Source organism: Rhizobium sp. CF080 (assembly GCF_000282095.2).
GTDB lineage: Bacteria > Pseudomonadota > Alphaproteobacteria > Rhizobiales > Rhizobiaceae > Neorhizobium.
The window spans coordinates 104320-131196 of the sequence record NZ_AKKC02000008.1 but is presented as its reverse complement, the minus strand read 5'-3'; the positions used below and the strand labels follow the sequence as shown (position 1 = coordinate 131196).

Sequence of the window (26877 nt, the reverse complement as noted above, 5' to 3'; positions counted from 1 at the left end):
AATGGGGTTATGTTATGAGACCACTGGAACTCGAAGTTTTTTCATGCCGCAGCGATAATTACGGCGTTCTCGTGCACGACCCGGAAAGCGGGCTGACGGCTTCGATCGATGCGCCGGAGGAAAAGCCGATTCTCGAAGCGGCGACCCGCCGCGGCTGGAAGATCACCCATATCTTCACCACCCATCATCATGGCGACCATGTGGAAGCCAACCTCGCGCTCAAGGAAAAGTTCGGGCTGGAAATCATCGGCCCGTTCAACGAGGCGATTGCGATCCCCGGCCTCGACAAGACCATGGCGGACGGTGACGAGTTCCAGTTCGGCGAGCATCTCGTACGCGTCATCGAGACGCCCGGCCATACCGCCGGCCATATCTGCTACCATTTCCCGGACGACAAGATCGTGTTTGCGGCAGACACGCTGTTTGCGCTCGGCTGCGGCCGGCTGTTCGAACGCCCGGCTGCCGACATGTGGCATTCGCTGCAGAAGCTCGCCGTTCTGCCGGACGAGACGGCCGTCTATTTCGGCCACGAATATACGCTTTCGAATGCGAAGTTCGCGCTGAGTGTCGACCCGGACAACGAGCGTCTGCAGGCCCGCGCGAGCGAGATCGAGACGCAGCGGGCTAGCGGCCAATTCACCATTCCGACGACGATCGGGCTGGAGAAGGAAACCAATCCGTTCCTGCGCGCCACCGATCCGGCAATCCGTCGCAATCTTTTGATGGAGAGCAAGTCCAACGAGGAAGTCTTTGCCGAAATCCGCAAGCGCAAGGACAATTTCTAGATGACGCCGAACGAGATCATCGCCGCCCTCGGCATGCAACGCCATCCGGAGGGCGGCTGGTATGTCGAGACGTTTCGCGACGGTGAGGGTGGCACCCGCGGCCATTCGACGGCGATCTACTATCTGCTGGAAGCCGGCGAACGCTCCCATTGGCACCGGGTTCGTGACGCGGCGGAGATCTGGCACTTCTACGCCGGCGATCCGCTGCGACTGCGGATTTCCGATGGCCGGACTGTCGAAGAGGTGACACTGGGCACCGATCTAGCAAAAGGCGAGCGGCCGCAGGCCGTGGTCCCGGCTGACGCCTGGCAGGCGGCGGAACCGCTCGGCCGGTTCACGCTGGTCGGCTGTACGGTGGCACCCGGCTTCGAGTTTTCGAGCTTCGAGATGGCGCCGCCCGGCTGGGAGCCGGCGACCTAAGACAAACGCAGGCCGGCAATCGCCAACGTAAAGACGAGCTGCGCTGCGAAGTAGGTACCCCAGACGAAGGGTTTCAGCCTCGCCATGACCGGGGCATCGCGCTTCACCAGGAATGTCTGGATCGCCAGCGCCGTATCGGACATCACGAACAATGCCGCTGCGGCCGATGGCAGGATCGGCTTCACTGCCAGCGCCGAGAGCGCCATGACAACGATCGCGATCGCATAGACGGTGACCGGGATGGCAAGCCGCCCGGTGGGTCGCCACAGCATGAAAAGCGTCATGCCCGTCAGCACGACGACGACCCAGGCCGCCGTATAGCGCCAAGCGGAACCGACCAGCAGGCTCGGTTCGATCGACGGCCAGAACAGCGCGACATAGGCAATATGCAAAGCGAAGAAGGCCGCGAGCCCAGCGATGAAGGCCGTCTCTCCCTCGTAGGCGAGGAAGGCATCGCCGAGTGCGCCGAGCATCAGCGCCGCAACAAGCAGGGCCGGCGCGCCGGCCAGAACAGCATAGAGCGCCAGCAGCAGAACCGGCACGGCCTTCAGCACCGTGCGCAGATGGCCTGAGGGCCTTCCGAGCCAGCGGAAATAATTGACCGCAAACGCGGTCGAGGCGGCAAGCACCGCCCATGACAACAGAACCATCTCTTCCCCCACGTCCCCGACCCATCAGGGACGCCTATTCGGCAATGGCGTCGGCAATCGGCTTCGGCCGGAACATATCCCGCGCCGCTAGCACCGCTCCTCCGGTGATCAGCAGGCAGGCAAGCAGAATGCGCCAATCCGGCTCGGCAAAGCCGGATGCGACCAGGATCAGCGTCGACAGCAGAGGTGCCGCATAGCTCACAGCCCCGATGATCTGGATATCGCCGTTCTTGACCCCGTAGTCCCAGGCATAAAAGGCCGCACCAACCGGCAGCAGGCCGAGCCCAACGACCGCCGCCCACTCGCCGCCATTGGTCGGCCAGACGGTCGTCTCGAGCGCCAGATGGCAGATCAGCGAAAGAAGCGAGGTGCCGAGGCAGAAGCCGGTAACGACATCGGTCGAAACCCGGTCGAAGCGCCGCGTCAGCAGCGAATAACCCGACCAGGTGAAGGCGCAGAGAAAGGCGGCACCGTAACCCACCAGATAGGCGTCGTCGAAGGCAAGCCCGTTGCGGGAAACGATGGCGATCGTGCCGCAAAGCCCGGCGACCGCGCCGAGCACATGATACCAGCGCAGCCTTTCGCCCGGCAGCAGGGCCGAGCCGACGACGATGAACAGCGGCCACAGATAGGCGATCAGCCCCGCCTCGACGGCCGGCGCATTCCGCAGCGCCGTGAAATAGAGGAAATGATAGCCGAACAGGCCGCCAATACCGGTGATCCAGACCTTGGCCGGCTGCTTCAGGAAGGCGATCCGTTCCGGCTTGAGGATGAAAAGCACGATGCCCGGCAGGCTGCCGATCGCAAACGTCATCGCATTCATCTGGAAAGGCGGCACTTTTCCGGATGCAGCCGTCATCAGGGCCAGCAGCGACCACATCAGGATCGCTGTAAAACCGATCAACGTTCCCCGGATTTTCACTCCCGCCCCCCCGGGCGCCCGGACGAGCGCCGCATCAGCCGCCGTATTTGACGGCGGTCACGTAAACCTGCCCCATCCTCGTCGGGATGACGGCATAGACGGGAGCATATACATTTACCGACTGCGCCTTGGCAAACCAGATTTCTATCGGCGTCTTGCGCAAGTATTCGATATCGCTGCGGCCGCGCCGGAAGCCTGATCTCGGAAGGTAGCGGATCGAGCAGACGATCGCTTCCCCCTTGAACCCGTCCGTCGAGAACGGCCTGGTGCCCTTCGGCGTCAGCACCAGATCCATGCGCGACTCACCGTCATAAATCGGCAACCGGCTGGGGCAGACCTTGGCATCGCCCGGGAAGATGAGGCCGCTCAACGGGTCGAGCACAGCGCGGAGGTCCTTGTCGGTCACCGGAATCCAGGTTTCCGGATTGCGGGTCGGCTCGGGTTTGACAGTCGTCTCGGTGACATTGCCGTTGCGGTATTCGACGTCATAGATACGTGTGCGCTTGCCGGCGCTGTAGACGAGGTTGTAGCGATCGGCCTGCAGCTTGTCGGCCTGCATGCGCCCGCTGACGCTGGTCTCGGCGGAGATGCGGCTGATGATATTGACGATCCCCGCCGACTTGAACGTTCCGGTGATCTTATAGTCGCTGCTGTTGAATTCGCTGGCGAAAGACGCCTTGGCGATCGGCAGGATTCCGAGGGAAATATCGTATTCGCTGACATGCCGGATTTCAGCCGAGCCAAGCGGAACGGTGGTGAACCCGAAGACGAGCACGAAGGCACTGACGAAACAGCCGCGAAGGTTCATGATTCTGCCCTGACCGATGAAGGCGCCGGGAAGCGTCTTCCTTGAGACATATAGACGGTGCATAGTGGCAAGAAAATAGCCGCTTTACGGCACTGTCGGCGGATTCTCTTGAGTGCAGGCCAAGGTTTTGGCTTGACGCGACGGGCCCCACTGACTATAGAACCGCAACTTTCCACTCAGGACCAGTTGGATCGGCGCACCGGCATTGTCCGGAAGTACCATCCGATTGCAGAAGAACAAAGGTGTATCCATGTCTCGTGTGTGCGAACTGACCGGCAAGGGCGTTCTGACCGGCAACAACGTAAGCCACGCCAACAACAAGACCCGCCGTCGGTTCCTGCCGAACCTGTGCCAGGTCACGTTGATCTCCGACGCTCTCGGCCAGCGTTATCGCCTGCGCGTCTCGGCGCACGCTCTGCGCTCCGTCGAACATCGCGGCGGCCTCGACGCCTTCCTCCTGAAGGCCGACGAGACCGAACTGTCGATGCGCGCCCGCCTGCTGCGCCGCCAGATCGTCAAGAAGACCGCCGAAGTCGCTGCTGCGGCTTAATTGGCCTGACGACAAATCATCCGGCTTTGAGTGAGGCTTGAACGGTTAATACCGGCCAGGCCTTTTCTCTTGTCCTCATAGAACTCCAACTGGTGGCATCACCCAGGATAAAAAAATGCTGACCTCCCGCTATACCCCTATCTATGCCCTGCTGATGGCGGCCGTTGTCGTCGCCTCCAATTTCCTGGTGCAGTTTCCCGTCACGGGAACGCTCTGGGGCATCGCTCTTGGCGATCTTCTGACCTGGGGCGCCTTTATCTATCCCTTTGCCTTCCTGGTGACCGATCTCGCCAACCGGCAGTTCGGGCCTTCGATCGCCCGACGCGTCGTTCTCGCAGGCTTTGTCGTCGGCGTGACGCTGTCGTTCCTGGCCTCCGCCCCGCGCATCGCCATCGCCTCGGGCACCGCCTATCTGGTCGGCCAGCTTCTCGATATCTCCGTGTTCAATCGCCTCCGCCGCCAGACCTGGTGGCGCGCGCCGCTCGCCGGCTCCCTGCTCGGTTCGGCACTCGACACGCTGCTGTTCTTCTCGCTGGCCTTCGCTCCGATTTTCGCCTTCATCGGCCCCAATGAGGACTTCGCGATCCAGTCCGCACCGCTCCTCGGCGCGTTTTCGGCAGAAGCCCCGCGCTGGATCTCCTGGGCGCTCGGCGACCTCGTGGTCAAGATCCTGGTCGGTGTCGTCTTGCTGCTGCCCTATGGCGCGCTGATGAACGTGCTGAAGCCGATGCCACAGGTCGCGAAGGCTGCCTGAGCAAGCGCGGCTTGGCGGTTGCGCATTGCTTGTCGATGGATCCTCGGGTCAAGCCCGAGGATGATGAAAGAGAAGCTGTGCTTCTTGCGCCCACAGAAAACGAAGCTGAGCAATGCAGCGGCCGCTGTTGTTGCTGATGGCTCGGCAAACTCGTCATCCTCGGGCTTGACCCGAGGATCCAAGCATCTCCGCCTTAAGAAGACAAAGTCGAAGCCGTTCCGCAATGGCGACTTCAGTTAATTCAGGCGGAATTCCAGCATCACGTTACGCTGCAGCAGATTGCCGTTGTCATCCGAAATCAGGATCAGATGCGGCTTGCCCTCCGGCCCGGCGATGACGTCGAGCCCTTCCATGTTGTCGATCGCATAACCCATATCGGCATCGAGAAGCACCTCGCCGTCCACGACGGCACCAGGGTGGATGCTGTCGCCCTTGATGAGGCGGATGCGCATGCCGAGGCCGCCGAGGAAGCTGAACCGGCGCTCCAGCAGCAGGAAATCGCCGTTCGGCAGGAAAGCACCGTCCGTCGCGTCATAAGGATCGTGCCTCATCACCTTGAACACGCCCTTCAGCGGGCCTTCCAGGATCGCGGCGAAAAGGTTTCCCTGATCATCAAGGCTATGCTCGGTGACCACGATGGGCGCCCCCCTGAGCGGACTGGCTTGAGGCGACACCGCCACCGTCTCCATGCCGGCATTCATCCGGAATTCGTGGCGAGGGATCGGCAGATCAAGGCTTTTCAGGGGAGCGGATGTTTCGAACCCCGGATCCGGATAGGCATCGACCCGATGCAACTGCTCGAAGCTGACGAGTGCCTGACCGTCCCTCAGCGCCAGGCCCTCGGCATCCGAATTGTATTTCGAGCCGACACGGCCACCGCGGATGAGGATCGGGTTGATGGCAAGATCGGTGAGATTGGCGAGGTGCCCACCGGCATCCCGCTGGATGCGGCCGGTCAACCAGGAACCAGTATCGAGCACCGATACAAAACGCTCCCCATCGGCGCGAAAACGGATGCTCGACAACGACTGTAGCCGGCTATCGGACGACGAAAACTCGATGCCGCTCAGGAATTCGAAGGCACCGAACCGCGTTTCCGGCGAACCGCGCTTGAATTCGGTGATCGCCTGCACCCGAATCGGGACATTGTCCGTGGCCGGCGCCACCGGGAAAGCGATGGCGCCGAAAAGGCCGGCCCAGACAACGAGGCGGGAAAATTTCAAGCGGGCGGACCTCAGCTGGCCCGTCGCATGCGGCCCTGTCGCCCGCCATTTTCCGCAAACAGTTCGGCAAGCTGCTCGGTCATCGCGCCGGCGAGCTCGTCAGCATCGACGATCGTCACGGCCTTGCGATAATACCGCGTCACGTCGTGCCCGATGCCGATCGCCAGCAGCTCGACCGGAGAACGCGTCTCGATCTGTTCGATCACGGCGCGCAGATGCCGTTCGAGATAATTGCCCGGATTGACCGACAGCGTGGAATCGTCGACCGGCGCGCCATCCGAAATCATCATCAGGATCTTGCGCTGTTCGCGGCGAGCGATCAGGCGGTTATGCGCCCACATCAGCGCCTCGCCGTCGATGTTTTCCTTGAGCAGGCCCTCGCGCATCATCAGGCCGAGATTGCGGCGCGAGCGGCGCCACGGGGCATCGGCGGACTTGTAGACGATATGGCGCAGGTCGTTGAGGCGGCCGGGCGTCGGTGGCTTACCGCTTGCCAGCCATTTTTCGCGCGCCTGCCCGCCCTTCCAGGCCTTGGTGGTGAAGCCGAGGATCTCGACCTTGACGCCGCAGCGCTCCAGCGTACGGGCTAGGATATCGGCGCAGGTGGCGGCAACCGTGATCGGCCGGCCGCGCATCGAGCCGGAATTGTCGATGACCAGGGTCACGACGGTATCGCGGAACTGCGTGTCGCGCTCCTTCTTGAAGGAGAGCGGCTGCATCGGGTCGATGATCAGGCGCACGAGGCGGGCCGGATCGAGATAACCCTCTTCCAGGTCGAAATCCCAGGAGCGGTTCTGCTGCGCCATCAGGCGGCGCTGCAAGCGGTTGGCGAGGCGCCCGACGGCACCCTGGAGGTGGGCGAGCTGCTTGTCGAGGAAGGCCCGCAGCCGGTCGAGCTCCGCTTCGTCGCAAAGCTCTTCGGCCGTGATTTCCTCGTCGAACTCCTGGGTGAAGATCTTGTAATCGACCTTCTCGTTGAAATCGTCGAACGGGCTGTTGGGCCGGCGGGTTTCGCCCGGCGTCTCGGAATGTTCGTCGCTGTCGTCCGACATGTCGTCGTCGGACATTTCCGCGCCGTCCATCTCGCCGTCGTCCATCTCCTCGTCGGAAGCGTCGCTCTGCTCGGCGGGGGCGGCATCGGAACCGGCCTCTTCCTCGACCTCGTCGTTCTCGGTCTCGTTGCTGCGCGGCTGGTCTTCCTGGTCCGGATTTTCCATCTCCTCCGGATCGGTATCCTCGTCGGCAAACTCCTCCGCCATCTGCATGGAGGTGAGCATGTGCCGCACCAGCTTGGCGAATGCCTGCTGATCTTCGATCACGTTGCGGAGGTTGTCGAGATCGCCGGCCGCCTTGTCCTCGATGAACGGACGCCAGAGATCGAGCACCTTGCCGGCGCTGGCCGGCGGCTTGATGCCGGTCAGCTTTTCGCGCACCAGCATGGCGACCGCTTCGCCGATCGGCGCGTCTTCCTGCCGTTCGACGCCGGAGAAATTCGCCTTGGAGTATTTTTCCGCATGCATCGAATTGAGGTTCGACGCCATGCCGGCCATGCGCAAGGCGCCGATCGACTCGACGCGCGCCTGCTCGACGGCATCGAAGACGATGCGCGCATCGGCACCCTGCGGCGACATGCTGGCATGCACGCCGGTATCGTGGCAGGCAATCCGCAGCGCCATGGAATCGCCGAGCCCGCGGGTCACCGCGAGCTCATGGGCTGTCGGCCGCTTGGAGATTTCCGGCAGGCGGATGCGTTCGCCAGCAAGGCCCGGACGTTCGTTGGCGAACGTGACCTCGACTTCCGCGTCGCCGGCGATGGAGCGCACGCAGCCGGTAATCGCCCGCCGCAACGGCTCGGTATCGACCGGACCGCCGGATTTGGCTTTCGAATTGTCTCCGCGACCTGCCATCAGGTACCTTCACTTCTTACTTCAGAAGCCGCAGCGATCTCGACAATCCTGCGAGCCTCAGCTTCGATTTTCTTTCCGCCTATTTTGACATAGGTTTCAGGCCAAAATTGAAAAATTAAACGGTCCACAATTGTCAATATGGCGACCAAAATCAGTATACCAACTACTAGAAACAACATAATCCAAAGCACAGCATCGCGGCCAGAGTACAAAGACGTATCCAGCGGCTGCTCGCCGAAACCGCCTCGAGCCGACTTATCAATGATGTCTTGTTTTTTTCCAGCGAGAAGAACTAGGAAATTTTTTGATTTTACATCCACAATGAATGTGGAGAATCCCGTGATGTTCACCGACTTTCCAGGATCTATATAATTTATTATAAAATCCGCTCCCGAATCGACGGAATTGAATATTTCATTGGAAACACTCTCATTTACGACAAACGCTCCAAACTGAAATTCATGCTTAAATGTAATTCTCTCTATTCTCTTATCTGTATCATTGTAAATCCGAATATCACGCACACTTGAAAACGCCTTACTATCAAAAAGTTTTGCCTCAATTATACGCTTATAGAAATCAAAGACCTTTTCCCGTACTTCAGCATTCTCCTTAGCGACCTTGTCGTCCACGATATATTTGAGGACAAAATTCCTCACTATGGAGTCGGGATAATATAATACGGCGTCATCGTACTCCACGCGAAGTCTACTTTCCGGAGGGAGTTTCTCTTCAGGAATAAGAAAATAGGCGCTAACAATCGCCACGATCAGCCCGCCAACAACAGCTACAGCTAAATCGACTACGTGTTTCACCAAGTTCCCCCGCGAAAAGCACTACCCTCCGGAATTAGCTTACGCTCCGAGAACGATGTTGGCGGCACTTTCCTTCAGCTCGACACCGAAGGCGCGCTGGTACTGTTCGGCGACCAGCGTGCGTTCCAGTTCGTCGCACTTGTTGAGGAAGGTGATGCGGAAAGCGAACGCGATATCACCGAAGATCTCGGCGTTTTCCGCCCAGGTGATGACGGTACGCGGGCTCATGACGGTCGAAAGGTCGCCGTTGATGAAGGCCGAACGGGTAAGGTCGGCGACGCGGACCATCTTCGACACCGTCTCGCGGCCCTCGGCCGTGCTGCCAAAGGATTTTACCTTGGCGGCGACGATATCGACTTCCTTCTGGTGCGGCAGATAGTTCAGCGTCGTCACGATCGACCAGCGGTCCATCTGTGCCTGGTTGATCTGCTGCGTGCCGTGATAGAGGCCGGTCGTATCGCCCAGCCCCACCGTGTTGGCGGTCGCGAAGATGCGGAATGCCGGGTGAGGACGGATGACGCGGCTCTGGTCGAGCAGGGTCAGGCGGCCGGAGGATTCCAGCACGCGCTGGATGACGAACATGACGTCCGGGCGGCCGGCATCGTATTCGTCGAAGACGAGTGCGACATTGTGCTGGTAGGCCCAGGGCAGGATACCGTCCTTGAATTCGGTAATCTGCTTGCCGTCCTTCAGCACGATCGCGTCCTTGCCGACGAGGTCGATACGGCTGACATGGCTGTCGAGGTTGATGCGCACGCACGGCCAGTTGAGGCGGGCTGCGACCTGCTCGATATGAGTGGACTTGCCGGTGCCGTGGAAGCCGGACACCATGACGCGTCGGTTATGAGCAAAGCCTGCGAGAATGGCGAGCGTCGTATCGCGGTCGAACAAGTAGTCCGGGTCGAGATCCGGAACATAGGGGTCGCCGCTGCTATAGGCCGGAACCTTGATATCGCTGTCGATGCCGAAGACTTCCCGGACCGAAACGGTGGTGTCGGGAAGGTTGGAAATGTCTAGATCAATCTTACTCATCGTCTCTCCAAGGCGCGAGCCGCCGCCCGGCCGTCATCCTTACTGCCATAATTTTTACGGCTTAGCAGAAACCCGCCTGCTTCAACAACTGGTATGCTTGAATGACGGCACGAAAACGTTCTTCCGAGCCGCGGTCGCCGCCATTCGCATCCGGGTGGTGTTTCTTCACCAGTTCCTTGTAGCGGCTCTTGATCTCCGCCGCGCTCGCATTGGCGCCCAGCCCCATCGTATCGAAGGCCTTGGCCTCCAGCGTCTTCAGCTTGCGCCCCTGCGTCTGGAAGCGCGAGCCGGTCGCCCGCGCACTGGACACGAAGCCGAACGGATCCTTGAAGCGCTGCTGGGTGCCGGTAGCACCGGCAGCCCCCGAACGGGCCGTTGAATGAAGCGGCGCATCCTTGGCAGCCTTGTTGACGCCCACCGTCCAAGTGGGGCGGTGGCCGGTGATCGCTTCCTTCTGGTAACGGGCGATCTCGCCGTCCGAAAGGCCGGAGAAATAATTGTAGCCCTTGTTGTATTCCCGAACGTGCTCGAAACAGAACAGAAAGAACTGGCCTTCCGCGTTGCGGCCCACGGGCGCGCGATGGGCGCCGGGTTTTTCGCATCCGTCCCATTGGCAAGTGGGCGCTTCAGGCACAGCTTCCTGCTGCCTGGTCTTGCGCGTCCGGATGCGGTCGAAATATTTGGAATCTAATTTCATAAGGCCCTCATTATGGGGCGACGAACAGGGCGCGGCAAGAATTGACAAAGTCCTTTCTTACTGGTTTGTCAGATGCCCCTTTTTGCGTCGCAACGGAGACCGAAATGTCCGTCAAATCCCGGATCGAAATCACCCTCACCGATAATCTCGAGCCGGAACGGCTGGTCGTCATCGATGAAAGCCATCAGCACGCCGGCCATCAGCCCGACATCACCGGAACCGGCGAAACCCATATGCGGGTCCGCATCGTCTCGAAAAAATTTTCCGGAATGAGCCGGCTCGACCGGCATCGGACGGTGAATGCCCTGCTGAAGCCCGAACTCGACGCCGGACTTCACGCGCTCGCGGTGGAAGCCTCGGCACCGGGTGAGCCGACGCGCTGGTAACAGGTCTTTAGATAGGGATGGCGGAGCGAGAGGCCAAGGTACCGGCATGACGCATTGGGGGTATCGCTTTGACCGGCCTGCCGCCATTTCCTGATGGCTGACGGCGTGGCCGCTTGGCGCCAATGGCGCTCATCCAATCTGATCAAAAATGCTTGATAGGCAATTGACGCGGAGCGCTCATAGTGAATTTACTTCGCTATCTTCCGACTTAGGAAACAAAGCGATGACCTATCTATTCGTTTTTGTTCTTTTGCTTGGCTGTGGCCTTGCAAGTGCGCTTGGCCCTAAAAGGGATATGCGCGGCGCAAATCTCAAAAGAGCAGTGAGTGACGCGCACGAAAGTCTCTATCGTGTCATCTCCAAACGCGACGCAATGCGAGCGGAGCTCAAAGTCCTCGCCCTTCTTGTCTGGTGGGTCGCAATGGTTGCGCTGTTGATATCGCTCTTTGAAGGCTTTTGGTGAAGTATTGGGCAAACAATGATGCCCTTGGAAGATTTAGTGCCGCTGATTGTTGTCGGCACATTCCTACACAAATTTCTCGTGACGTGAATCGAGGCAAAGCAGCTTTTCGTTTGTCCCTTGGCCGAAAGCCGCCAATTTCGACGCGAGAACTGAAAAGCTTTCGTGAAACGAAAGACTACCCCGCCGGCAGTGTCACATCTTCCGCCGGCCGTATCCTCAGCCTCGTAATGCGGTTCTTCTCCCGCTTCAACACGACAAATCGCTTGCCGTAGAACGTGAACGCCTGCCGCTCCTGCGGAATGAGCTTCGATTCGTGGATGACGAGGCCCGCGATCGTCGTAGCTTCAGCATCCGGCAGGCTCCAGTCGAGTGCACGGTTCAGATCACGGATCGGCACCGAACCATCGACGACGATCGACCCGTCCGCTTCCTGGCGCACGCCCTGGATCTCGATATCATGCTCGTCGGCAATGTCGCCGACGATCTCCTCCAGGATGTCTTCCAGCGTGACGATGCCCTGCACCTCACCATATTCGTCCACGACGACGGCGAAATGCCCCTTGCGCCGAAGGAAGGCGCTGAGCTGGTCCTTGAGGCTGGTGCTGTCGGGCACGAACCAGGGTTTCTGGGCAATCTTGACGATATCGAGGTTTTCCGGCTCGACATTCGGCTCGGCGAGCGCCCGGAGCAGGTCCTTGGCATGCACGACACCGATGATGTTCTCGGTCGAATGACGCCAGAGCGGCATGCGCGTATAGGGGCTTTCGAGCACGGTGCGGACCGCCACCTCCGGCGGATCGTCGGCATTCACCGCCCGCATCACCGTCCGGTGCTTCATGACGTCGGAGACTTCGAGTTCCTCGAGTTCGAAAAGGCCATTCAGGCGGTCGCGGTCCTGCTTGTCGAAATTCCCGTCGCGATGAACGAGATCGAGTGCGGCATGCAGGTCGTCATGGCTGGAAAGGGCGAGCGTCTGTTCGGACAGGGAAACACCGCACAAGCGGAGAAGCCCGCGGATCACCGCGTTGACAGCGCGCGACAGCAGACCTGCTTTGGATGTCATTTCGGCCGCTTTTCCTCCAGGAAGCTCAAGACCTCGGACGACGGCACGTCGTTGGCGATGAAGGACTGGCCGACGCCGTGGGTCAGGATGAAGGTGAGCTTGCCGCTCATGACCTTCTTGTCCTGCATGATCGCGTCGAGCAGCTTTTCGGTCGGCGGCAGCTGTCCGGGAATATCGCTCATCGAAGTCGGCAGGCCGACGGCTTTCAGATGGGCCGTCACGCGCGCCGCATCGTCCGGGCTTGCAAGGTTCATGCGCGCCGAGAACTGGTGCGCCAGCACCATGCCGATCGCCACACCCTCGCCGTGCACGAGGCGGCTGCTATCGTATTCGGTTGCGGCCTCCAGCGCATGGCCGAAGGTGTGGCCGAGATTGAGCAGCGCCCGGCGGCCGGTCTCGCGCTCGTCCTCGACGACGACGTCGGATTTCGCCTGGCAGCTGATGGCGATCGCCTCGATCCGCTCCGGACCGCCGGCAAATACCTGTTTCCAATTCTTTTCGAGCCAGGCGAAGAAATTCGGCTGGTCGATCAGGCCGTATTTCGCCACTTCCGCATAACCGGCCCGGAATTCGCGCTCAGAGAGCGAATCGAGCGCCGCCGTATCGGCAAGCACGAGGTCCGGCTGGTGGAAGACGCCGAGCAGGTTCTTGCCGTGGCGGGTGTTGACGCCTGTCTTGCCGCCCACCGACGAATCGACCTGCGCCAAGAGCGTGGTCGGGATCTGCACGAAACGCACGCCGCGCCGGACGATGCCGGCCGCAAAGCCGGCCAAATCGCCGATCACCCCGCCGCCGAGCGCGATCACCGCGTCGTTGCGTTCGATGCGGGCCGACAGCACCATGTCGCAGACGGTCGCCAGATGTTCGAAACTCTTGGTTTTTTCACCGGCCGGCAGCGTCAGCGAAACGGCTTCGATCCCGTCGGTCTGCAGGCTGTCCATCAGCGCTTCGAGATAAAGCGGCGCCACGTGCTCGTCGGTGACGATGGCCGCCTTGCGGCCCTTCAGCCGCGCGGTGATCTCGCCGCCGGCACGCGTGATCAACCCGGGGCCGATCAGGATGTCATAGGCCCGTTCGCCGAGCGGCACATGCACCAGGCGCTCGGAGCCTCGGTCCTCGGGTCGGGAAGACATGTTCATTGCATTTCACCTTCGCTGGGCCATTCACCTTCGCCGGGCAGACTGGCCACCGCGGAAAGTACCTCGTTGACCATCACGTCCTTGCGGACATTTTGGGACTGCACCGTCAGGTCAGCCTCGGCATAGATCGGATAACGCTGGGTCATCAGGTTTTCGAGCGTCTGCTTGGGATTCTCGGTCTTCAGCAACGGCCGGTGATCGCGTTTGTTCACCCGCTCCCACAAGACGTCGAGATCCGCCTTCAGCCAGATGGAAATGCCGCCGATCTTGATCTGGTGGCGGGTATTCTCGTTGATGAAGGCGCCGCCGCCGGTCGAAACCACGCGCGGGCCGCCCCTGAGCAGCCGCTCGATGACGCGGGTTTCCAGCGCCCGGAACTCCGTCTCGCCGTAAGCGGCGAAAAGTTCGCTGATGCTCATGCGGGAAACCTTCTCGATCTCCGCATCCGTATCGATGAAGGGAATGGAAAGCGTCTGCGCCACCAGCCGGCCGATCGCCGATTTGCCCGCCCCCATCAGCCCGACAAAGATCAGGTTGCGCTTGCCGAGGACGGCGCGCGCCTTTTCGCTGAGTGCCGGTGCGGCGGAGGTTGCGACTTCTATCATTGTCAGGTCCGTTTCGAGAAAACGGTATCGACAAATGCGTCGGCAGCGTCAAGCCGTCGCAACCCTCAAAGAATGCGGGGGATTGTTTGTTCTTGCCGATATGTAAACCTTTATCGATATATTGCGGCGCAACTCCGGGAGTCGTGAATGCCCACCCTTTTTCGTTTCCTCTTCGTGCTGGCGGCGATCGCAGGCATCGTTTATGGAAGCATGGTGGCTCTCGTCATGCTGGTAGACCCGCGCGAGCGCGACGTGACCGTGCGCATTCCTTCCGAGCGGTTGAACCCGGCACCGCCGCAACAATAGCGACAGGCGACATGGCCGACCTTTCCCGAGCCCATATCGAAGCCTTTCTCGAAATGATGAGCGCCGAACGGGGCGCAGCCGGCAATACGCTCTCCTCCTACGAGCGCGACCTCGAAGACCTGCATTCCTTCCTTGTCGCCAGCAACACCTCGGCCCTGACCGCGCAAAGCGCCACGCTCTCCGCCTATCTCGCCCATCTCGGCAAACAGGGGTTTGCCGCTTCGTCCCAGGCGAGAAAACTGTCGGCGATGCGGCAGTTCTACAAATTCCTCTATGCGGAGGGCCTGCGTGGCGACGACCCGACCGCAATCCTCGACGCGCCGAAAAAAGCCCGCTCGCTGCCGAAGATCATGAGCGAAGACGAAGTGACGCGGCTCCTGGACCTGGCCGCCAAGGAGGCCGCCGAACCCGGCCCGGATCAGCTCGCGCGTCTCAGAATGCTGGCGCTGCTCGAGCTCCTCTATGCGACCGGCATGCGCGTCAGCGAGCTCGTGTCGCTGCCGGTCAAGGTCCTCGACCAGGAGGGCCGTTTCCTGGTTATCCGCGGCAAGGGCAACAAGGAACGCCTGGTGCCACTCTCCCGTTCGGCAATCGCCGCTGTCGTATCCTATGGCGAGGTCCGGCGGCTGGCGCTTGCAAAGACCGGCGACAGCCCATGGCTGTTTCCGTCGACCGGCAAAGAGGGTTACCTGCCGAGGCAGGTTTTTGCCCGCGACCTCAAGGGGCTAGCCGCCCGCGCCGGACTTAGAGCCGCCGCAATCTCTCCCCATGTGATGCGCCATGCCTTCGCAAGCCACCTCCTGCAGAACGGAGCGGACCTTCGCGTGGTGCAGGAACTGCTCGGCCATTCGGACATTTCCACCACTCAAATCTATACGCATGTCCTGGAAGAACGGCTGCGAGAGCTGGTTCAAACACACCACCCTCTTGCAAAACAGGCCAAAAACCGGGATTAGAGGCCCCAAACAGAAAATGGGAACTCCGTGTTCCCGAGATAAAACAACCGGAAACCGGCTCTCATGCAGACCTATCTCGATTTCGAAAAGCCAATCTCGGACCTCGAGGGCAAGATTCACGAGCTGAAAAAGCTCGCCTCGGAAGACGAAAGCATCGATACGTCCGAGGAAATCGGCAGGCTGGAGACCCGGGTCAGGGAAGCCACCCGGGAAATCTATTCCAAGCTCGGCGCCTGGGAAAAGACACAGGTCGCGCGCCATCCGCAGCGACCGCACTTCCTAGATTACTCCGCCCATCTCTTCACCGATTTCACGCCGCTCGCCGGCGACCGCAATTTCGGCGAGGACGCCGCCATCCAGGCCGGCCTTGCCCGTTTCAACGGCATGGCCGTTGCCGTCATCGGCCAGGAGAAGGGCCATGACACCAAGACGCGCCTGAAGCACAATTTCGGCAGCCCGCGTCCGGAAGGTTATCGCAAGGCGATCCGCATCATGGAAATGGCCGATCGTTTCCACCTGCCGGTGATCACCCTCATCGACACCGCGGGCGCCTATCCGGGCGTCGGCGCCGAGGAACGCGGCCAGGCGGAAGCCATCGCCCGCTCGACGGAAATGTGCCTGGGCCTGAAGGTTCCGATGGTTTCCGTCGTGATCGGCGAAGGCGGCTCCGGCGGCGCGATCGCGATCGCCACCGGCAACCGCGTCTACATGCTCGAACATTCGATCTATTCGGTCATCTCGCCGGAAGGCGCGGCATCGATCCTCTGGCGCGATTCGACCCGTGCCCGCGAAGCTGCGACCAACATGAAGATCACCGCCGAAGACCTGAAGGGCCTCGGCATCATCGACGACATCATTCCGGAGCCGGTCGGCGGCGCGCATCGCGAGCCCGAGGCCGTCATCGCCGCGACGGGCAAGGTCATCGCTTCGGCGCTGGAAGATCTCGGCAGGCTTTCGGGCGACGAAGTGCGGGCTGCGCGCCGGCAAAAATTCCTCGATATCGGCCGCAATCTCTAGTCGACAGACCTCTGCCACCCAATCAGCCAAATTTGGCCATATTGCTGATAACATTGGAGGGCGGGCGGTTTTAGTGGACAGGCCGGCGCAAGCGGTTAAGAATATCTAAAGATTACCGCTTCATTATCGTAGTCCTGTACCGAACTCGTTCGTCGTTCCAAGTCTATGTGGTCCGTACCGATGCGCCTGAAACACATTGCTCTCGCTCTCCTCGTGGCTACCGCCCTGACGGGCTGCAACGATACGCTCGATTCCGCAAGCATCGATCTGAAGAGCGTCAAGAACAAGGTCGAACAGCCCCTGCCTTCGAGCATTCTCGCCGAGATGCAGAAGAAGAACATGCCGCGCAATTCGCCGATCATGATCCGCATCCTCAAGGAAGAGGGCAAGCTGGAGATCTGGAAGGCAAGGGCCGACAACCGCTTCGAGGTGATCAAGAGCTACGACATCTGCGCTTGGTCGGGCAAGCTCGGCCCCAAGGTCAAGGAAGGCGACCGCCAGGCTCCGGAAGGTTTCTACAGCCTGACGCCGGCGCACCTGAACCCGAATTCCAAATATTATCTCGCCATCAATACCGGCTTCCCGAACCGTTACGACGCCGCAAACGGCCGCAACGGTTCGAACCTGATGATCCATGGCGCCTGCTCGTCGTCCGGCTGCTATTCGATGACCGACGAACAGGTTCTGGAAATCTACGCTTTTGCGCGCGACGCCTTCAAGGGCGGCCAGACCTCCGTGCAGCTCCAGGCTCTCCCCTTCCGCATGACCGCGGAGAACATGGTGCGCCACCGCGACAGCCAGAACTTCGACTTCTGGAAGATGATCAAGGTCGGCTACGACAATTTCGAAGTCACCAAGCGTCCGCCGGAAGTCAATGTCTGCGAGAAGAAATACGTTTTCAACCAGCAGCTCTCCGGCAATGGCACGTTTGCTCCCGCCAGTGCCTGCCCCCCCATGTCGACGCCTCCCGCGCTCGTCTCCGCGCTGACCTCCTACGAAAAGACCTATCAGGTCGCCTACGAGAAGGCCCTGGAGAAGTTCGACGGCAAGGTCTGGTATGAGCCGACAGAAGCCGAGCGCAAGGCCGTGGTCGCCGACAAGCGCAAGGGCCGCGATATCGCCTATGCCCCGACGGGAACCTCGCTCGAAGCCGGCAAGCTGCTGAGCCAGTCGGAATTCCAGGAGATGATGGAAAAGCGGATGGCCTCCCAGAACAAGCCGGCCAATACCGTGCTCGCCTCCGCAGGCCCCGTCACGTTTCGTGCCGGCTCCGCCGCCGACCGCATGAAGCAGGACCGCCTGCCGGCTGCAGCAACGGCCGCTCCCGTCGCACAGAGCACCGGTACGGTCCCGACCATCGCCACCGCCCAGGGCACGACCACCACGGTTCCGATCCCCGCCCAGAACCCGCTCGCCTATGCGGCACCGCCGATCAGCGAAGAAAAGAAGAAGCCGTTCTGGAAGTTCTGGAGCCAGGAATGACCCCGACCACCGATGGCCTCTACGACTTGAGAGGCCTGAAGTGTCCCCTGCCCGTGCTGAAGACGCGCCGCCGGCTGAAAGCCATGCAAAGCGGCACGGAGCTTGCGATCGAAACCACCGATCCCCTGGCCGGCATCGACATCCCGCATTTCTGCAATCAGGAAGGCCACGAACTGGTGCGCTCGGAAAAGACCGAGACAGGACACCGGTTTCTGATCCGCAAGGGTTGAGCGGACCTACATCCGCAGGCCGGGAACGGCGAGCGGATTGTCTTCCAGCGCCGCGCGATCCGGCCGGTCGACACGCGGCTGGCCGGTGAATGCTGCAAAAAGATCCGAGACGAAAGCTTCTTCCAACCCTTGAGTGATCAGCACCATGCGCGTGCGCCGGTCGGAGCCGCTTGGCCATTTCGGCAGGCGCTGCGGCGGGTGGAAGACGCTCTGCACCCCATGCAGCACCAGCGGCCGATCCGGGTTGTCGGAGAGCGCCACGATCGCCTTCATCCTGAGCAGCTTCTCGCCGTGGGCCGAGCGCAGCAGGTCGATGAACATCTCGATCGCCATCGGATCGATCGGCCTGTCTTGGATGATCGAGAAGGAGCGGATGTCGTCGCCATGGCGGTTCACGTCATGATGAGAGTGCTCATGGCCATGGTGATGATCATCGTGGTGGTCGTGACCATGATCGTGGTGGTCATGCTCTTCGGCATCGTTGGCCAGCTCATCGTGCAGCCAGCGGTCCACATCGGCGATCTTGGTCGCCGGGTCGTAGAGGCCGTTCACCAGAATGGCCGCCGTGCCGGCCTCGTCGCTATCGCCATCGACGATCGCAGCCCGGGGATTGAGCGCCGCGAGCCGGCCTTTAAGCGCCGCCAGCTGCGACGCATCCGCCATCGAAAGCTTCGAGATGATCAGCCGGTCGGCCACCGCCACCTGCTTCACGGCCTCCTGATGACGGTCGAGCGTCGAAACGCCGTTCACCGCATCGACCACGGTGATGACGCCGTCGAGTTCGAAATTCTGGGCGATGACCGGATTGCCCATCACCGACTGCATGACCGGAGCAGGATCGGCAAGGCCCGTGGTTTCGATGACAATGCGACGGATCGGCCTCAGGCGGCCGGTCTGGATGCCATCCATGATCGAGGCGAGCGAATCCACCAGCTCGCCGCGAACGGTGCAGCAGAGGCAGCCATTAGCGATCTCCAGAAGCGCATCGCCCGAAGCCTCGACCAGGAAATTGTCGATCCCGACCTCGCCGAACTCGTTGATGATCACGGCCGTATCGCTGGTACCCGGATCCTTCAGGATGCGGTTCAGCAGCGTCGATTTTCCTGCACCGAGAAAGCCGGTGAGGATGGAGACCGGAATCCGGCTCGGGGCAGAAGACATGATTTATTCTCGTTCAGAATGTCGGGCGCGGCTGCGGGATCGGCACGTTGGTGGCATTGGCGGCAACCGCTGCTTTCTTGGCGCCCTTGGGCGGCGGCGGCGGAGCCTCACCGCCGGAAAGCAGGGCCAGGAATGTATAGACCGGCGGCCGGGCCATTTCATGGAGATAGGGCGAATGCTGAATGGTGCGGCCCGCATCGTCACGCGTTTCGCTGCGCACCTTGGCGGCCTTCGGATTGCAGATCTCGGCGCTGACGTCTTTGACCGGAGCCGTATCGCCATAGGGTGGGAGCGCCGAGAGCGCCACGCCTTCCGGCGTCGTCGAGGTCAGCCCCTGCTGCAGGAGGTTGGCGGTATCGTCGGCGCGGCCGGCCAGGCTGTCCGAGCCGAGCACCACGGAAATCACCGAACGGCCGTCCCGCGTCGCGGAACCGATCTGGTTGAACCCGGAGGCGCAGATGAAGCCGGTCTTCATGCCGTCGGCGCCGTCGAACCGGCCTATCAGCGTGTTGAAATTGGGATATTGCTTGGCGCCGGTATCGATGCCTTCAAGCGAGAAATAGCCCTGGTATTCCGGGAAATCCTGCTTGAGCCTCAGCGCCAGCAGCGCGAGATCCCGGGCAGTCGAGAACTGGCCCGGGCCCGGCAGGCCATGCGGATTGATATATTGGGTCGAACTCATGCCGAGCGTCTTGGCCTGGGCATTCATCATCGCCACGAACTGTTCCTGCGTGCCCCCGACGGCCTCGGCCACCGCAACCGCCATGTCGTTGGCCGACTTGACGAGCATCATCTTCAGCGCGTTGTCCAGCGTCATCGTCGTGCCGGGCGTGAAATACATCTTGCTCGCCGGCTGGTCGGTCGCCCTCTTACTCATCACGACAGGCGTCTCGAGCGAGAGCTTGCCAGCCTTCATCGCCTTGAAGGTCACGTAGGCGGTCATCAGCTTGGTGAGTGAGGCCGGATACCATTTGAGGAACGCATCCTCATGGGCGATCACCCTGCCGGTCTTCGCGTCGACGACGATCTTCGGATTGGCGGCGACGTTTCCGGCGGAAGCGACAAGGGCAAGCGCCGAGAGGGCGCAGATCAGCCGGGTGGCAGAGGCGGATCGGAGGCGAAAAGTCTGCAATGTAGTTCCTCGTTCGAACGGCTTAACGAGTGTGGCGCATATGCGGCCTATATGGCCAAGCAATGGCAAAGAAGATTGATTACGTCAATCATGACAGGCACACTCCGGCCGGGAGGACTTGTCATAACCGCGTGACCAGCCAGCAACAGGGAACAGTATGCCGATTTTGAACCGGGCCGCCGAACTTCAGGCCGAAGTCAGCGAGTGGCGACGATATCTTCATGAAAATCCTGAGATTCTTTACGAGGTCGAGAACACCGCCTCCTTCGTGGAACAGAAGCTGAAGGAATTCGGCGTCGACGAAGTCGTGCCCGGCATCGGCCGCACCGGCGTCGTCGGCATCATCCGTGGAAAAGGTCCGGGAGGCCGCACGATCGGCCTCCGCGCCGACATGGACGCCCTGCCGCTCACCGAAATCACCGGCAAGCCCTGGGCGTCGAAGGTCCCCGGCAAGATGCACGCCTGCGGCCATGACGGCCACACGTCCATGCTCCTGGGTGCGGCGAAATACCTCGCGGAAACCCGCAATTTCAACGGCACGGTCGCCCTGATCTTCCAGCCCGCCGAAGAGGGTGGCGCCGGTGCGCTCGCCATGGTCGACGACGGCATGATGGAGCGTTTCGGCATCGATGAGGTCTACGGCATGCACAACATGCCGGGCATTCCGCTCGGTCAATTCGCCATCCGCAAGGGCGGAATCATGGCGGCGCCCGATCGGTTCACCATCACCATCAAGGGCCGCGGCGGCCATGCGGCCCAGCCGCACAAGACCATCGACCCGATCTTCATCGGCTCGCAGCTGGTCGGCAGCCTGCAGGCGATCGCCGCCCGCAACGCCGACCCGGTCCACTCGATCGTCATTTCCGTGACCCGCTTCGACGCCGGCACGGCGTATAACATCATCCCCGACCAGGCGACGCTGTGGGGCACGGTCCGGACGCTGAGCGAAGAGACCCGCGATCTTGCGGAAAACCGTATCCGCCAGATCGTCGAGGGCATGGTCATCGCCCATGGGGCCGAGGCCGAGATCGATTATTACCGCCAGTGCCCTGTCACCTTCAACCATGACCTCGAAACCGACCACGCGATCGGCGTCGCGGCAGAGGTGGTCGGTGCGTCGAACGTCGACACCAATGTCGAGCCGACCATGGCCGGCGAAGACTTCGCCTTCATGCTGAAACGCCGCCCCGGCGCCTTCATCTTCATCGGCAACGGCGATACGGCCGCGCTCCACAACCCCCATTATGATTTCGACGACGAGGCGATTTCCTACGGCATTTCCTACTGGGTGCGGCTGGCCGAACAGCGATTGACGGAATGAGGGAGACAAAAGGCTTGGCTAAACGCCTCGCCTTTTGTATGGAATTCCTCATGTGGTCCCATAGCTCAGCAGGATAGAGCGCAGGATTCCTAATCCTGAGGCCGATGGTTCGAATCCATCTGGGATCACCACCCTCATTTATCGCGCAATCCCCGACGTCTGATCCATCCGTTTTGGAATCGCTCAAAAGGTTTGTCCCTACGAGCGCTGTTGTGTCCCTGACGCTTCAATAGGTCTGTCCCTAAAGTAAAAACAGTTGAATTTCTCGATTTTCTCGAAATCCCAGCCTGCGAAATAAGGGTTGCGCAAAGACCTGATGTCTATTGCTTACACGCACTGCGGTTACTACATTTTTCTTCAAATTGTAGTGGAGAATCAGGCATGAAGGATTTCGAGAAGCGGAATGCCGGGTTCTCCGGGTTGGCAGGACTGTTTAATCAGGAGCCGACGCCGCCGGACCCGTTTGGACTTAGCTCGATATTTGATGCGTTAAAGCAAGACTCCGTCAGGACCCGCAGTTCGTGGAATGACCGCTTCTCCCACTGGGAGACCGCCGAGAGCACCACTGAGACGAAAGCGATTGAACGGGCGCGTGACATGGTCCACAGCGCACTTCGGGAAAACAAGTGGCTTGCGAACGAGGGCGTGATGCTCGGCCCGCAGGGCAGCTTCACCAACCGCACGAACGTCAGGAACGAGGCTGATATCGACCTGCGCGTACAGCACCCGTCGCTTCGGATCGAGTGCGACTCCAATGTCAATTTCCAAGCGGCTTATCAGGCTGGCACCTACTTCGACTCGGGAAGGCCGTTCGCCGATCTCGCCCAAGATATGCGTAACGAGATATCGCGCGATCTCAAAGCCCACTTCGGTAAAGGTGCCGTGGACGACACTGGCAAGAAAGCGATCCGCGTGGACGGGGTCGCTGGGAGCCGCGGCGAAGTGGATGTAGTCCCTTGTTTCACGCTCCACCACATCCGCGCCGGTGCTGGCTTCGTACCTTTCAACACCGTTCACGGCGTCGCCATTCTCTCCACAGACGGCAACTGGACAATGAACTACCCGGAGCAGCACATCGCGAACGGTCGGCTGAAACGCACCACAACAGGCCACCAGTTCAAGCGAATGGTCAGGATCGTAAAACGGCTCCAGACTGACATGGAGGAGTACGGCGTTCTTGAGGAACGCGTGCCGTCGTTTCTGATAGAATGCCTCATCTATCTCGTCGAGGACCATCACTTCGTCTACAACGAAGATCGCTATGACCGCCTAAAACGTATCCTCGGCCGTATTTCCGAAATCCTGTCGCAGGGAGGCTTCCTGTCCTCGTACCTGCTTCTCGAAATTAACGGCGTTAAGCCGCTTTTCGGTAGCGGCCAGGCTTGGACATTGGAAAAGGCCCAGCGGTTCGTGAGCTCGGCGCTTCGCCATCTTGGCAATCGCTGATGTGGTCCCTTTTCCAGCGCAAGACCCAGTTACTGATCATTGTGCCGGCCTCAATCCTCGCGGCGTGGGGACTTGAAGCCGTTTGGTTCTGGTACTTCGGAGAACAGACAACACCACTAAAGTGGATTTCGTTCGTTATATCCATCGTCGGCGTTGTCATGGTGGCCGTGGCCGAACTGCTCTGGTTCAGGCTTGCTCGGATTATGCCCCTCATGCAGACAAAGATGTTCCCCGATCTCAATGGAGAGTGGGTCGGGCATTTGAAATCCACCTGGATCAATCCAGAGACGGGGACGACGCTGCCGCCTATCCCCACTAGCCTGAAAATAAGCCAGACCCTCTTTACGACCAGTGTTACCTTGAAGACGGGAGAGTCGTTTTCGAAATCGACACGCGTGTTCCTCGAACCGGACTATGAAAACCGTCGCTACCGTGTCTGGTACAGCTATAACAATGATCCGCAAGCCCAGTTCTGGCATCGGAGTTCCCAACACGAAGGTGTCGCTTATCTTGACTTGGATTGGGATACGAACCGGAATCGACTTACAGGTACGTATTACACAGCCCGAAAGACCACAGGCGACATGGATGTAAGGCGGCAACCTTAGCCAGCGCGCTTTGGAGTTCGCCAATCATCGCCGGAGGAGCGGTTGTAGGCGCTCAAATCCTGCAGGGAAAAAGGGGTGTCAAGGCTTACGAGGAAAGTCTACTCGACAGCACTTTCGTCACTGCCGTCGCCGATTGATGTTGCGATAGCAGACCCTGCGAGTGGGATGATCAGATGGACACATCACCAGTACATCGCAACGATCTCGACATCCAAAAACCTCTCATCGGGAACAGGCGCGTCAACTACAATAGCTTGATCTGATGAGCTATCCGCCTTGGTCTGTGATGGAAACAACGTTAGGCCACTGGCATTCCTCGCGCTTTCCCTAAGTTTTGCGTCGAGATCAGCATCGGCCTCCTGGCCAATCATTGCAGAAATCTCATTCCCAATAGCGCCGAAGGCACTCCGTTGCCCGGAGACAGTTTCAGCCCTCTCTCTCAATTCTTCGATTCGGGCACTGACGACTTCGAACTCCTCGTCTCCCAGCGATCTTTCCAAGCTCGTAAGCAGACCAGACACGTAGTGATGCAAGGCTAGGCCGAGTCGGACTTCGTTGACATTCTCTTTACGCACCGTCGGTGTGCGGCTGAAGGAAATGCGACTTGCCGAATTAATATGATCGACGAGATCAGGCGCAATATCCTTCATAAGATCGGCAAGCTTCACTGGCATCCATGATTCTTGCAGGCCGCTTTTCGAGACCCTACCAAGCATCGTAAACTCGGCATCTGAAAACAGTACGCGACGGATATCTTTCCAGTAAGCAAGATGCTCGGTAACACCTACCAGGACCAGCGGCTTCGTTTCGACATCAAGGTTAGCGATCGCCTTCTGGTGCACCACGTACTCGATGCCACCGACCTCAATCACGCAGTATTCGACCGCCTCACCCCGGATAGGAATCAGTCCCGCGAGAAGGCGCTGGAGTAGCTTGCCCACTGCTTCAGCTTCCTCCACATCAAAAACGGCGCTGTTCCCAGCAGCGAAAATCCGCGGATAGTCTTTGGCCATACCGATAAATTCGGAAACCAACGTACCTAAGTGGAACACCCTATCGGCAGACAATTTCACTTTGAATTCTACAAGAATCCCACGTTGCAAATTCTCGGAGGAAAGGGCTGCCGATGGCCTTCGGCAGCCCTTCACGTCTTCCAAGTCTGTAAAATGAACAACATCGCTAATAGGTTCTACAAGGCGGAGGCCAGGCTTGTCGTAGAATTCTCTAAACCACGATTGAACCGTCGCTTTCCGCGAGGTCTGAAGTGTACTGCTATTACTGGTTTGAAAGCGAGAATTGACCTCAGATTTGGCAACCATCACATCAGAGGCGAGTTTAGCCTGAAACTCGCCCAGGTCGGACGCAACCTTTTGCTCGGATGTTGAGTCCGTAACGCCGCCCACCTGAGACGACAGCAGGCTGCGCAGACTTACCTCATCCAGATAGACAAACTCCCTTAAAGGCGCGGGGCGCACAGTAGATTCGGGCTCTACCGGATGAATGGTTCGCTTGCCGAAGAGCCGTCGGTACCAAGACACCATGTCTACTGTGCCTCCACTATCAACGTCTCGCGCCGAGGCCGAGAGTTTACCCGCTCGAATGCCATCGCAATGTCTTCCTGATTAATCTTGTCTCGGCCATCGGATGCTGCCACCAGCGCCGCCTCGGACCATAGAGCGGTAAGCTCCGCCGCGGACCATCCGTGGGATTGATGAGCTAAATCTTCGAGAGGGAGGTCATCCGTTACCCGCAACCGTTTTGCGCCGACTTGGAGGATGGCAAAGCGGTCCGCGAGAGTCGGCTTGCCGAACTCGATTTCCCAATCGAAACGACCTGGCCGTGTGAGGGCGGGGTCAAGTGATTCCACCCGATTTGTCGATGCTATCACGACGATGTTTTGGTCGTCGTTGAACCCGTCCATGAGCGTTAGCAACTGACCGACAAGACGTTTTGAAGCTTCATGCGAATCTTCCGCACGGCGCTCAGCGATGCTGTCGATTTCGTCGAAAAAGATAATTGCACGCCCTTTGTCGCTCTTGGTTGCGACTTCAAACAACTTCCTTATCGTTGCTTCGGTGTCTCCCACCCACTTGCTGACGATTGATGGTCCACTGATAAGATAGAAATCTGCGTCGGTTTCGTTCGCGATTATACGCGCGAGATATGTCTTCCCAGTTCCTGGTGCTCCGGTAAAGAGAATGCCTTTTATCGGTTTTGCCCCAATAGTCAGCAGGCGATCCCGATTTTTGAACTGCGTTGTGATGAGCTCGCGAGCGCGCGCAATGACGCGAGGGTAGCCGCCGAAGTCTTCGAACCTCGGTCCGGCCCCAGTTTTCTCAACCAGGTACTCTCGGCGAAGGTCGTCCGGATCAATCTCCAATTCTCGAGGACGAATTGGTCTTTCCGATACTATCGAGACAACTCCTTCGAAATCGTTGAACTCGACAGTATTATTGACCGAAACTCCCAACTCCCGATGGTTCTCGACTCGCTTGAGCCCAAGTCCGTCCTCGACGAAAAAACTGCCATCTGACTGCAAACATCGCACGACAGCCGTGGAATTTGGAACCTTGAAGAAATTGGGAGGCGCGGGCTGATAGCTGTTTTGCCCAAGTAAGATCACCTGCCCTTCATCGGGCATTCTTCCTTCCTCAATGACGTTGATGTGAGCGACGTTCCCGTTTTGATACAGCGCATGAAAGGAACTGCTTTCTTGATCGACCGCCAACACCCTTACTGGCACGCCGACGAAACGCTCCTCCGAGACTTCGCTCAATTTCCGACACTCCTCGGCAACATAGAAATCATGAACCAAGAACACGCTAAGAGTGTTGGGCTCTCGAAGATACTGTGCCAGCTCTGATATCCACCGGTTCTGACTGCGTAATCCTTCCGAGAACAACGGTTGTGATCCCCCACCCACCGAATATTCAATGTGTTCACAGCCAAACTGGTGGAATATTTCCTCCCGCCAACGATCAGGCTTGTTTTCTCAGTGG

28 protein-coding genes, 1 tRNA gene and 1 pseudogene are annotated in these 26877 nt (G+C 59.7%); 15 read left to right on the top strand and 15 right to left on the bottom strand.

Annotated elements, in window-relative coordinates; genetic code table 11:
- Positions 1 to 14: 14 nt before the first annotated feature.
- Both gloB and PMI07_RS17940 read left to right on the top strand, forming a co-directional pair.
- Positions 15 to 785, top strand: coding sequence for a hydroxyacylglutathione hydrolase (gene gloB, locus PMI07_RS17945; protein WP_007753690.1), 771 nt, complete (start codon positions 15 to 17; stop codon positions 783 to 785).
- Positions 786 to 1205: a cupin domain-containing protein gene (locus tag PMI07_RS17940; protein ID WP_007753692.1), complete on the top strand. Its 420-nt coding sequence runs from the start codon at positions 786 to 788 to the stop codon at positions 1203 to 1205.
- Here the strand turns inward: PMI07_RS17940 and PMI07_RS17935 are convergent.
- The 3 genes from PMI07_RS17935 to PMI07_RS17925 are packed head-to-tail and all read right to left on the bottom strand — an operon-like array spanning position 1202 to position 3585.
- A complete protein-coding gene (locus tag PMI07_RS17935; RefSeq protein WP_007753694.1) occupies positions 1202 to 1855 on the bottom strand; it encodes a lysoplasmalogenase in 654 nt (217 codons plus the stop codon). The two genes, PMI07_RS17940 and PMI07_RS17935, sit on opposite strands and share 4 nt — an antisense overlap.
- A gap of 34 nt (positions 1856 to 1889) precedes the next feature.
- Entirely contained in the window at positions 1890 to 2777 is an 888-nt protein-coding gene (locus PMI07_RS17930; protein WP_007753696.1) for an EamA family transporter, read from the bottom strand.
- A gap of 34 nt (positions 2778 to 2811) precedes the next feature.
- Complete coding sequence (locus PMI07_RS17925; RefSeq protein ID WP_007753698.1) at positions 2812 to 3585, bottom strand: DUF3108 domain-containing protein; 774 nt, start codon at positions 3583 to 3585, stop codon at positions 2812 to 2814.
- A 250-nt stretch (positions 3586 to 3835) separates the two neighbouring features.
- Between PMI07_RS17925 and rpmB the strand changes: the two genes are divergently transcribed.
- Together rpmB and PMI07_RS17915 are read left to right on the top strand one after the other, a co-directional pair.
- Positions 3836 to 4135 carry a 50S ribosomal protein L28 gene (gene rpmB / locus PMI07_RS17920; protein ID WP_007753701.1) on the top strand — a complete coding sequence of 100 codons (300 nt, stop codon included), beginning with the start codon at positions 3836 to 3838 and terminating at the stop codon, positions 4133 to 4135.
- A gap of 115 nt (positions 4136 to 4250) precedes the next feature.
- A complete protein-coding gene (locus PMI07_RS17915; protein ID WP_007753703.1) occupies positions 4251 to 4889 on the top strand; it encodes a queuosine precursor transporter in 639 nt (212 codons plus the stop codon).
- A 236-nt stretch (positions 4890 to 5125) separates the two neighbouring features.
- Here PMI07_RS17915 and PMI07_RS17910 read toward each other — a convergent pair whose 3' ends face one another.
- From PMI07_RS17910 to PMI07_RS17890, 5 genes are all read right to left on the bottom strand, one after another.
- Positions 5126 to 6112, bottom strand: a complete 987-nt coding sequence (locus PMI07_RS17910; protein WP_007753705.1) for an esterase-like activity of phytase family protein — start codon at positions 6110 to 6112, stop codon at positions 5126 to 5128.
- 11 nt (positions 6113 to 6123) lie between these two features.
- On the bottom strand, positions 6124 to 8019 hold the full coding sequence (gene cobT, locus PMI07_RS17905; protein WP_007753708.1) for a cobaltochelatase subunit CobT: 1896 nt from the start codon (positions 8017 to 8019) through the stop codon (positions 6124 to 6126).
- Entirely contained in the window at positions 8019 to 8834 is an 816-nt protein-coding gene (locus PMI07_RS17900) for a hypothetical protein (RefSeq protein WP_007753718.1), read from the bottom strand. Before PMI07_RS17900 ends, cobT begins: the two co-directional genes overlap by 1 nt.
- A gap of 39 nt (positions 8835 to 8873) precedes the next feature.
- Positions 8874 to 9866, bottom strand: coding sequence for a cobaltochelatase subunit CobS (gene cobS, locus PMI07_RS17895; protein ID WP_007753727.1), 993 nt, complete (start codon positions 9864 to 9866; stop codon positions 8874 to 8876).
- Between the two features lie 61 nt (positions 9867 to 9927).
- Positions 9928 to 10563: a J domain-containing protein gene (locus tag PMI07_RS17890; RefSeq protein WP_007753729.1), complete on the bottom strand. Its 636-nt coding sequence runs from the start codon at positions 10561 to 10563 to the stop codon at positions 9928 to 9930.
- Between the two features lie 104 nt (positions 10564 to 10667).
- Here PMI07_RS17890 and PMI07_RS17885 point away from each other — a divergent pair, with 104 nt between their 5' ends.
- Entirely contained in the window at positions 10668 to 10949 is a 282-nt protein-coding gene (locus PMI07_RS17885) for a BolA family protein (protein WP_007753730.1), read from the top strand.
- A gap of 223 nt (positions 10950 to 11172) precedes the next feature.
- Positions 11173 to 11412 (top strand): hypothetical protein, encoded by a 240-nt coding sequence (locus PMI07_RS17880; RefSeq protein WP_007753745.1) that lies wholly within the window; start codon positions 11173 to 11175, stop codon positions 11410 to 11412.
- 175 nt (positions 11413 to 11587) lie between these two features.
- Here the strand turns inward: PMI07_RS17880 and PMI07_RS17875 are convergent.
- The 3 genes and pseudogenes from PMI07_RS17875 to PMI07_RS17865 form a co-directional block, all read right to left on the bottom strand.
- A pseudogene (locus tag PMI07_RS17875) lies at positions 11588 to 12460 on the bottom strand (transporter associated domain-containing protein); the annotation flags it as partial.
- Between the two features lie 11 nt (positions 12461 to 12471).
- Complete coding sequence (gene aroB, locus PMI07_RS17870; protein WP_007753750.1) at positions 12472 to 13614, bottom strand: 3-dehydroquinate synthase; 1143 nt, start codon at positions 13612 to 13614, stop codon at positions 12472 to 12474.
- Entirely contained in the window at positions 13611 to 14219 is a 609-nt protein-coding gene (locus PMI07_RS17865; RefSeq protein WP_007753753.1) for a shikimate kinase, read from the bottom strand. Before PMI07_RS17865 ends, aroB begins: the two co-directional genes overlap by 4 nt.
- Before the next feature lie 147 nt (positions 14220 to 14366).
- Here PMI07_RS17865 and PMI07_RS34990 point away from each other — a divergent pair, with 147 nt between their 5' ends.
- From PMI07_RS34990 to PMI07_RS17840, 5 genes are all read left to right on the top strand, one after another.
- A complete protein-coding gene (locus tag PMI07_RS34990) occupies positions 14367 to 14525 on the top strand; it encodes a hypothetical protein (RefSeq protein WP_007753755.1) in 159 nt (52 codons plus the stop codon).
- A gap of 11 nt (positions 14526 to 14536) precedes the next feature.
- Positions 14537 to 15481, top strand: coding sequence for a site-specific tyrosine recombinase XerD (gene xerD, locus PMI07_RS17855; protein WP_007753758.1), 945 nt, complete (start codon positions 14537 to 14539; stop codon positions 15479 to 15481).
- A gap of 63 nt (positions 15482 to 15544) precedes the next feature.
- Positions 15545 to 16498: an acetyl-CoA carboxylase carboxyltransferase subunit alpha gene (locus tag PMI07_RS17850; protein ID WP_007753759.1), complete on the top strand. Its 954-nt coding sequence runs from the start codon at positions 15545 to 15547 to the stop codon at positions 16496 to 16498.
- Between the two features lie 180 nt (positions 16499 to 16678).
- Positions 16679 to 17980 (top strand): murein L,D-transpeptidase family protein, encoded by a 1302-nt coding sequence (locus PMI07_RS17845; protein WP_007753760.1) that lies wholly within the window; start codon positions 16679 to 16681, stop codon positions 17978 to 17980.
- Positions 17977 to 18210 carry a sulfurtransferase TusA family protein gene (locus PMI07_RS17840; protein ID WP_007753761.1) on the top strand — a complete coding sequence of 78 codons (234 nt, stop codon included), beginning with the start codon at positions 17977 to 17979 and terminating at the stop codon, positions 18208 to 18210. The genes PMI07_RS17845 and PMI07_RS17840 overlap by 4 nt, the downstream gene beginning before the upstream one ends.
- Before the next feature lie 6 nt (positions 18211 to 18216).
- Here the strand turns inward: PMI07_RS17840 and PMI07_RS17835 are convergent, their stop codons facing one another.
- Both PMI07_RS17835 and PMI07_RS17830 read right to left on the bottom strand, forming a co-directional pair.
- On the bottom strand, positions 18217 to 19371 hold the full coding sequence (locus PMI07_RS17835; RefSeq protein WP_007753762.1) for a GTP-binding protein: 1155 nt from the start codon (positions 19369 to 19371) through the stop codon (positions 18217 to 18219).
- Positions 19372 to 19384: 13 nt separating this feature from the next.
- On the bottom strand, positions 19385 to 20464 hold the full coding sequence (locus PMI07_RS17830; RefSeq protein WP_051484219.1) for a D-alanyl-D-alanine carboxypeptidase family protein: 1080 nt from the start codon (positions 20462 to 20464) through the stop codon (positions 19385 to 19387).
- Between the two features lie 196 nt (positions 20465 to 20660).
- Between PMI07_RS17830 and PMI07_RS17825 the strand changes: the two genes are divergently transcribed.
- The 4 genes from PMI07_RS17825 (at position 20661) to PMI07_RS17810 (ending at position 23878) form a co-directional block, all read left to right on the top strand.
- The gene (locus tag PMI07_RS17825; protein ID WP_007753769.1) at positions 20661 to 21824 is read left to right on the top strand and encodes a M20 aminoacylase family protein; all 1164 of its coding nucleotides are present in this window, start codon (positions 20661 to 20663) and stop codon (positions 21822 to 21824) included.
- 54 nt (positions 21825 to 21878) lie between these two features.
- Positions 21879 to 21955, top strand: a tRNA-Arg gene (locus PMI07_RS17820).
- A 250-nt stretch (positions 21956 to 22205) separates the two neighbouring features.
- Positions 22206 to 23270 carry a hypothetical protein gene (locus PMI07_RS17815; protein WP_007753772.1) on the top strand — a complete coding sequence of 355 codons (1065 nt, stop codon included), beginning with the start codon at positions 22206 to 22208 and terminating at the stop codon, positions 23268 to 23270.
- Positions 23270 to 23878 (top strand): hypothetical protein, encoded by a 609-nt coding sequence (locus PMI07_RS17810; RefSeq protein WP_007753776.1) that lies wholly within the window; start codon positions 23270 to 23272, stop codon positions 23876 to 23878. Before PMI07_RS17815 ends, PMI07_RS17810 begins: the two co-directional genes overlap by 1 nt.
- 182 nt (positions 23879 to 24060) lie before the next feature.
- On the opposite strand, the gene PMI07_RS17805 is transcribed toward PMI07_RS17810, so the two are convergent.
- Together PMI07_RS17805 and PMI07_RS17800 are read right to left on the bottom strand one after the other, a co-directional pair.
- Positions 24061 to 25419, bottom strand: a complete 1359-nt coding sequence (locus tag PMI07_RS17805; RefSeq protein WP_007753779.1) for a hypothetical protein — start codon at positions 25417 to 25419, stop codon at positions 24061 to 24063.
- Between the two features lie 2 nt (positions 25420 to 25421).
- On the bottom strand, positions 25422 to 26654 hold the full coding sequence (locus PMI07_RS17800; protein WP_007753788.1) for an ATP-binding protein: 1233 nt from the start codon (positions 26652 to 26654) through the stop codon (positions 25422 to 25424).
- Positions 26655 to 26877: the final 223 nt, after the last annotated feature.

Coding starts and splice junctions, on each gene's coding strand:
- PMI07_RS17940 (WP_007753692.1), top strand. CDS start 786: ATGACGCCGAACGAGATCATCGCCGCCCTCGGCATGCAACGCCATCCG.
- PMI07_RS17865 (WP_007753753.1), bottom strand. CDS start 14,219: ATGATAGAAGTCGCAACCTCCGCCGCACCGGCACTCAGCGAAAAGGCG.
- PMI07_RS17810 (WP_007753776.1), top strand. CDS start 23,270: ATGTGGTCCCTTTTCCAGCGCAAGACCCAGTTACTGATCATTGTGCCG.
- PMI07_RS34990 (WP_007753755.1), top strand. CDS start 14,367: ATGCCCACCCTTTTTCGTTTCCTCTTCGTGCTGGCGGCGATCGCAGGC.
- PMI07_RS17915 (WP_007753703.1), top strand. CDS start 4,251: ATGCTGACCTCCCGCTATACCCCTATCTATGCCCTGCTGATGGCGGCC.
- PMI07_RS17935 (WP_007753694.1), bottom strand. CDS start 1,855: ATGGTTCTGTTGTCATGGGCGGTGCTTGCCGCCTCGACCGCGTTTGCG.
- xerD (WP_007753758.1), top strand. CDS start 14,537: ATGGCCGACCTTTCCCGAGCCCATATCGAAGCCTTTCTCGAAATGATG.
- rpmB (WP_007753701.1), top strand. CDS start 3,836: ATGTCTCGTGTGTGCGAACTGACCGGCAAGGGCGTTCTGACCGGCAAC.
- PMI07_RS17835 (WP_007753762.1), bottom strand. CDS start 19,371: ATGTCTTCTGCCCCGAGCCGGATTCCGGTCTCCATCCTCACCGGCTTT.
- cobS (WP_007753727.1), bottom strand. CDS start 9,866: ATGAGTAAGATTGATCTAGACATTTCCAACCTTCCCGACACCACCGTT.
- PMI07_RS17890 (WP_007753729.1), bottom strand. CDS start 10,563: ATGAAATTAGATTCCAAATATTTCGACCGCATCCGGACGCGCAAGACC.
- PMI07_RS17825 (WP_007753769.1), top strand. CDS start 20,661: ATGCCGATTTTGAACCGGGCCGCCGAACTTCAGGCCGAAGTCAGCGAG.
- gloB (WP_007753690.1), top strand. CDS start 15: ATGAGACCACTGGAACTCGAAGTTTTTTCATGCCGCAGCGATAATTAC.
- aroB (WP_007753750.1), bottom strand. CDS start 13,614: ATGAACATGTCTTCCCGACCCGAGGACCGAGGCTCCGAGCGCCTGGTG.
- PMI07_RS17850 (WP_007753759.1), top strand. CDS start 15,545: ATGCAGACCTATCTCGATTTCGAAAAGCCAATCTCGGACCTCGAGGGC.
- PMI07_RS17815 (WP_007753772.1), top strand. CDS start 22,206: ATGAAGGATTTCGAGAAGCGGAATGCCGGGTTCTCCGGGTTGGCAGGA.
- PMI07_RS17805 (WP_007753779.1), bottom strand. CDS start 25,419: ATGGTGTCTTGGTACCGACGGCTCTTCGGCAAGCGAACCATTCATCCG.
- PMI07_RS17925 (WP_007753698.1), bottom strand. CDS start 3,585: ATGAACCTTCGCGGCTGTTTCGTCAGTGCCTTCGTGCTCGTCTTCGGG.
- cobT (WP_007753708.1), bottom strand. CDS start 8,019: ATGGCAGGTCGCGGAGACAATTCGAAAGCCAAATCCGGCGGTCCGGTC.
- PMI07_RS17840 (WP_007753761.1), top strand. CDS start 17,977: ATGACCCCGACCACCGATGGCCTCTACGACTTGAGAGGCCTGAAGTGT.
- PMI07_RS17885 (WP_007753730.1), top strand. CDS start 10,668: ATGTCCGTCAAATCCCGGATCGAAATCACCCTCACCGATAATCTCGAG.
- PMI07_RS17845 (WP_007753760.1), top strand. CDS start 16,679: ATGCGCCTGAAACACATTGCTCTCGCTCTCCTCGTGGCTACCGCCCTG.
- PMI07_RS17880 (WP_007753745.1), top strand. CDS start 11,173: ATGACCTATCTATTCGTTTTTGTTCTTTTGCTTGGCTGTGGCCTTGCA.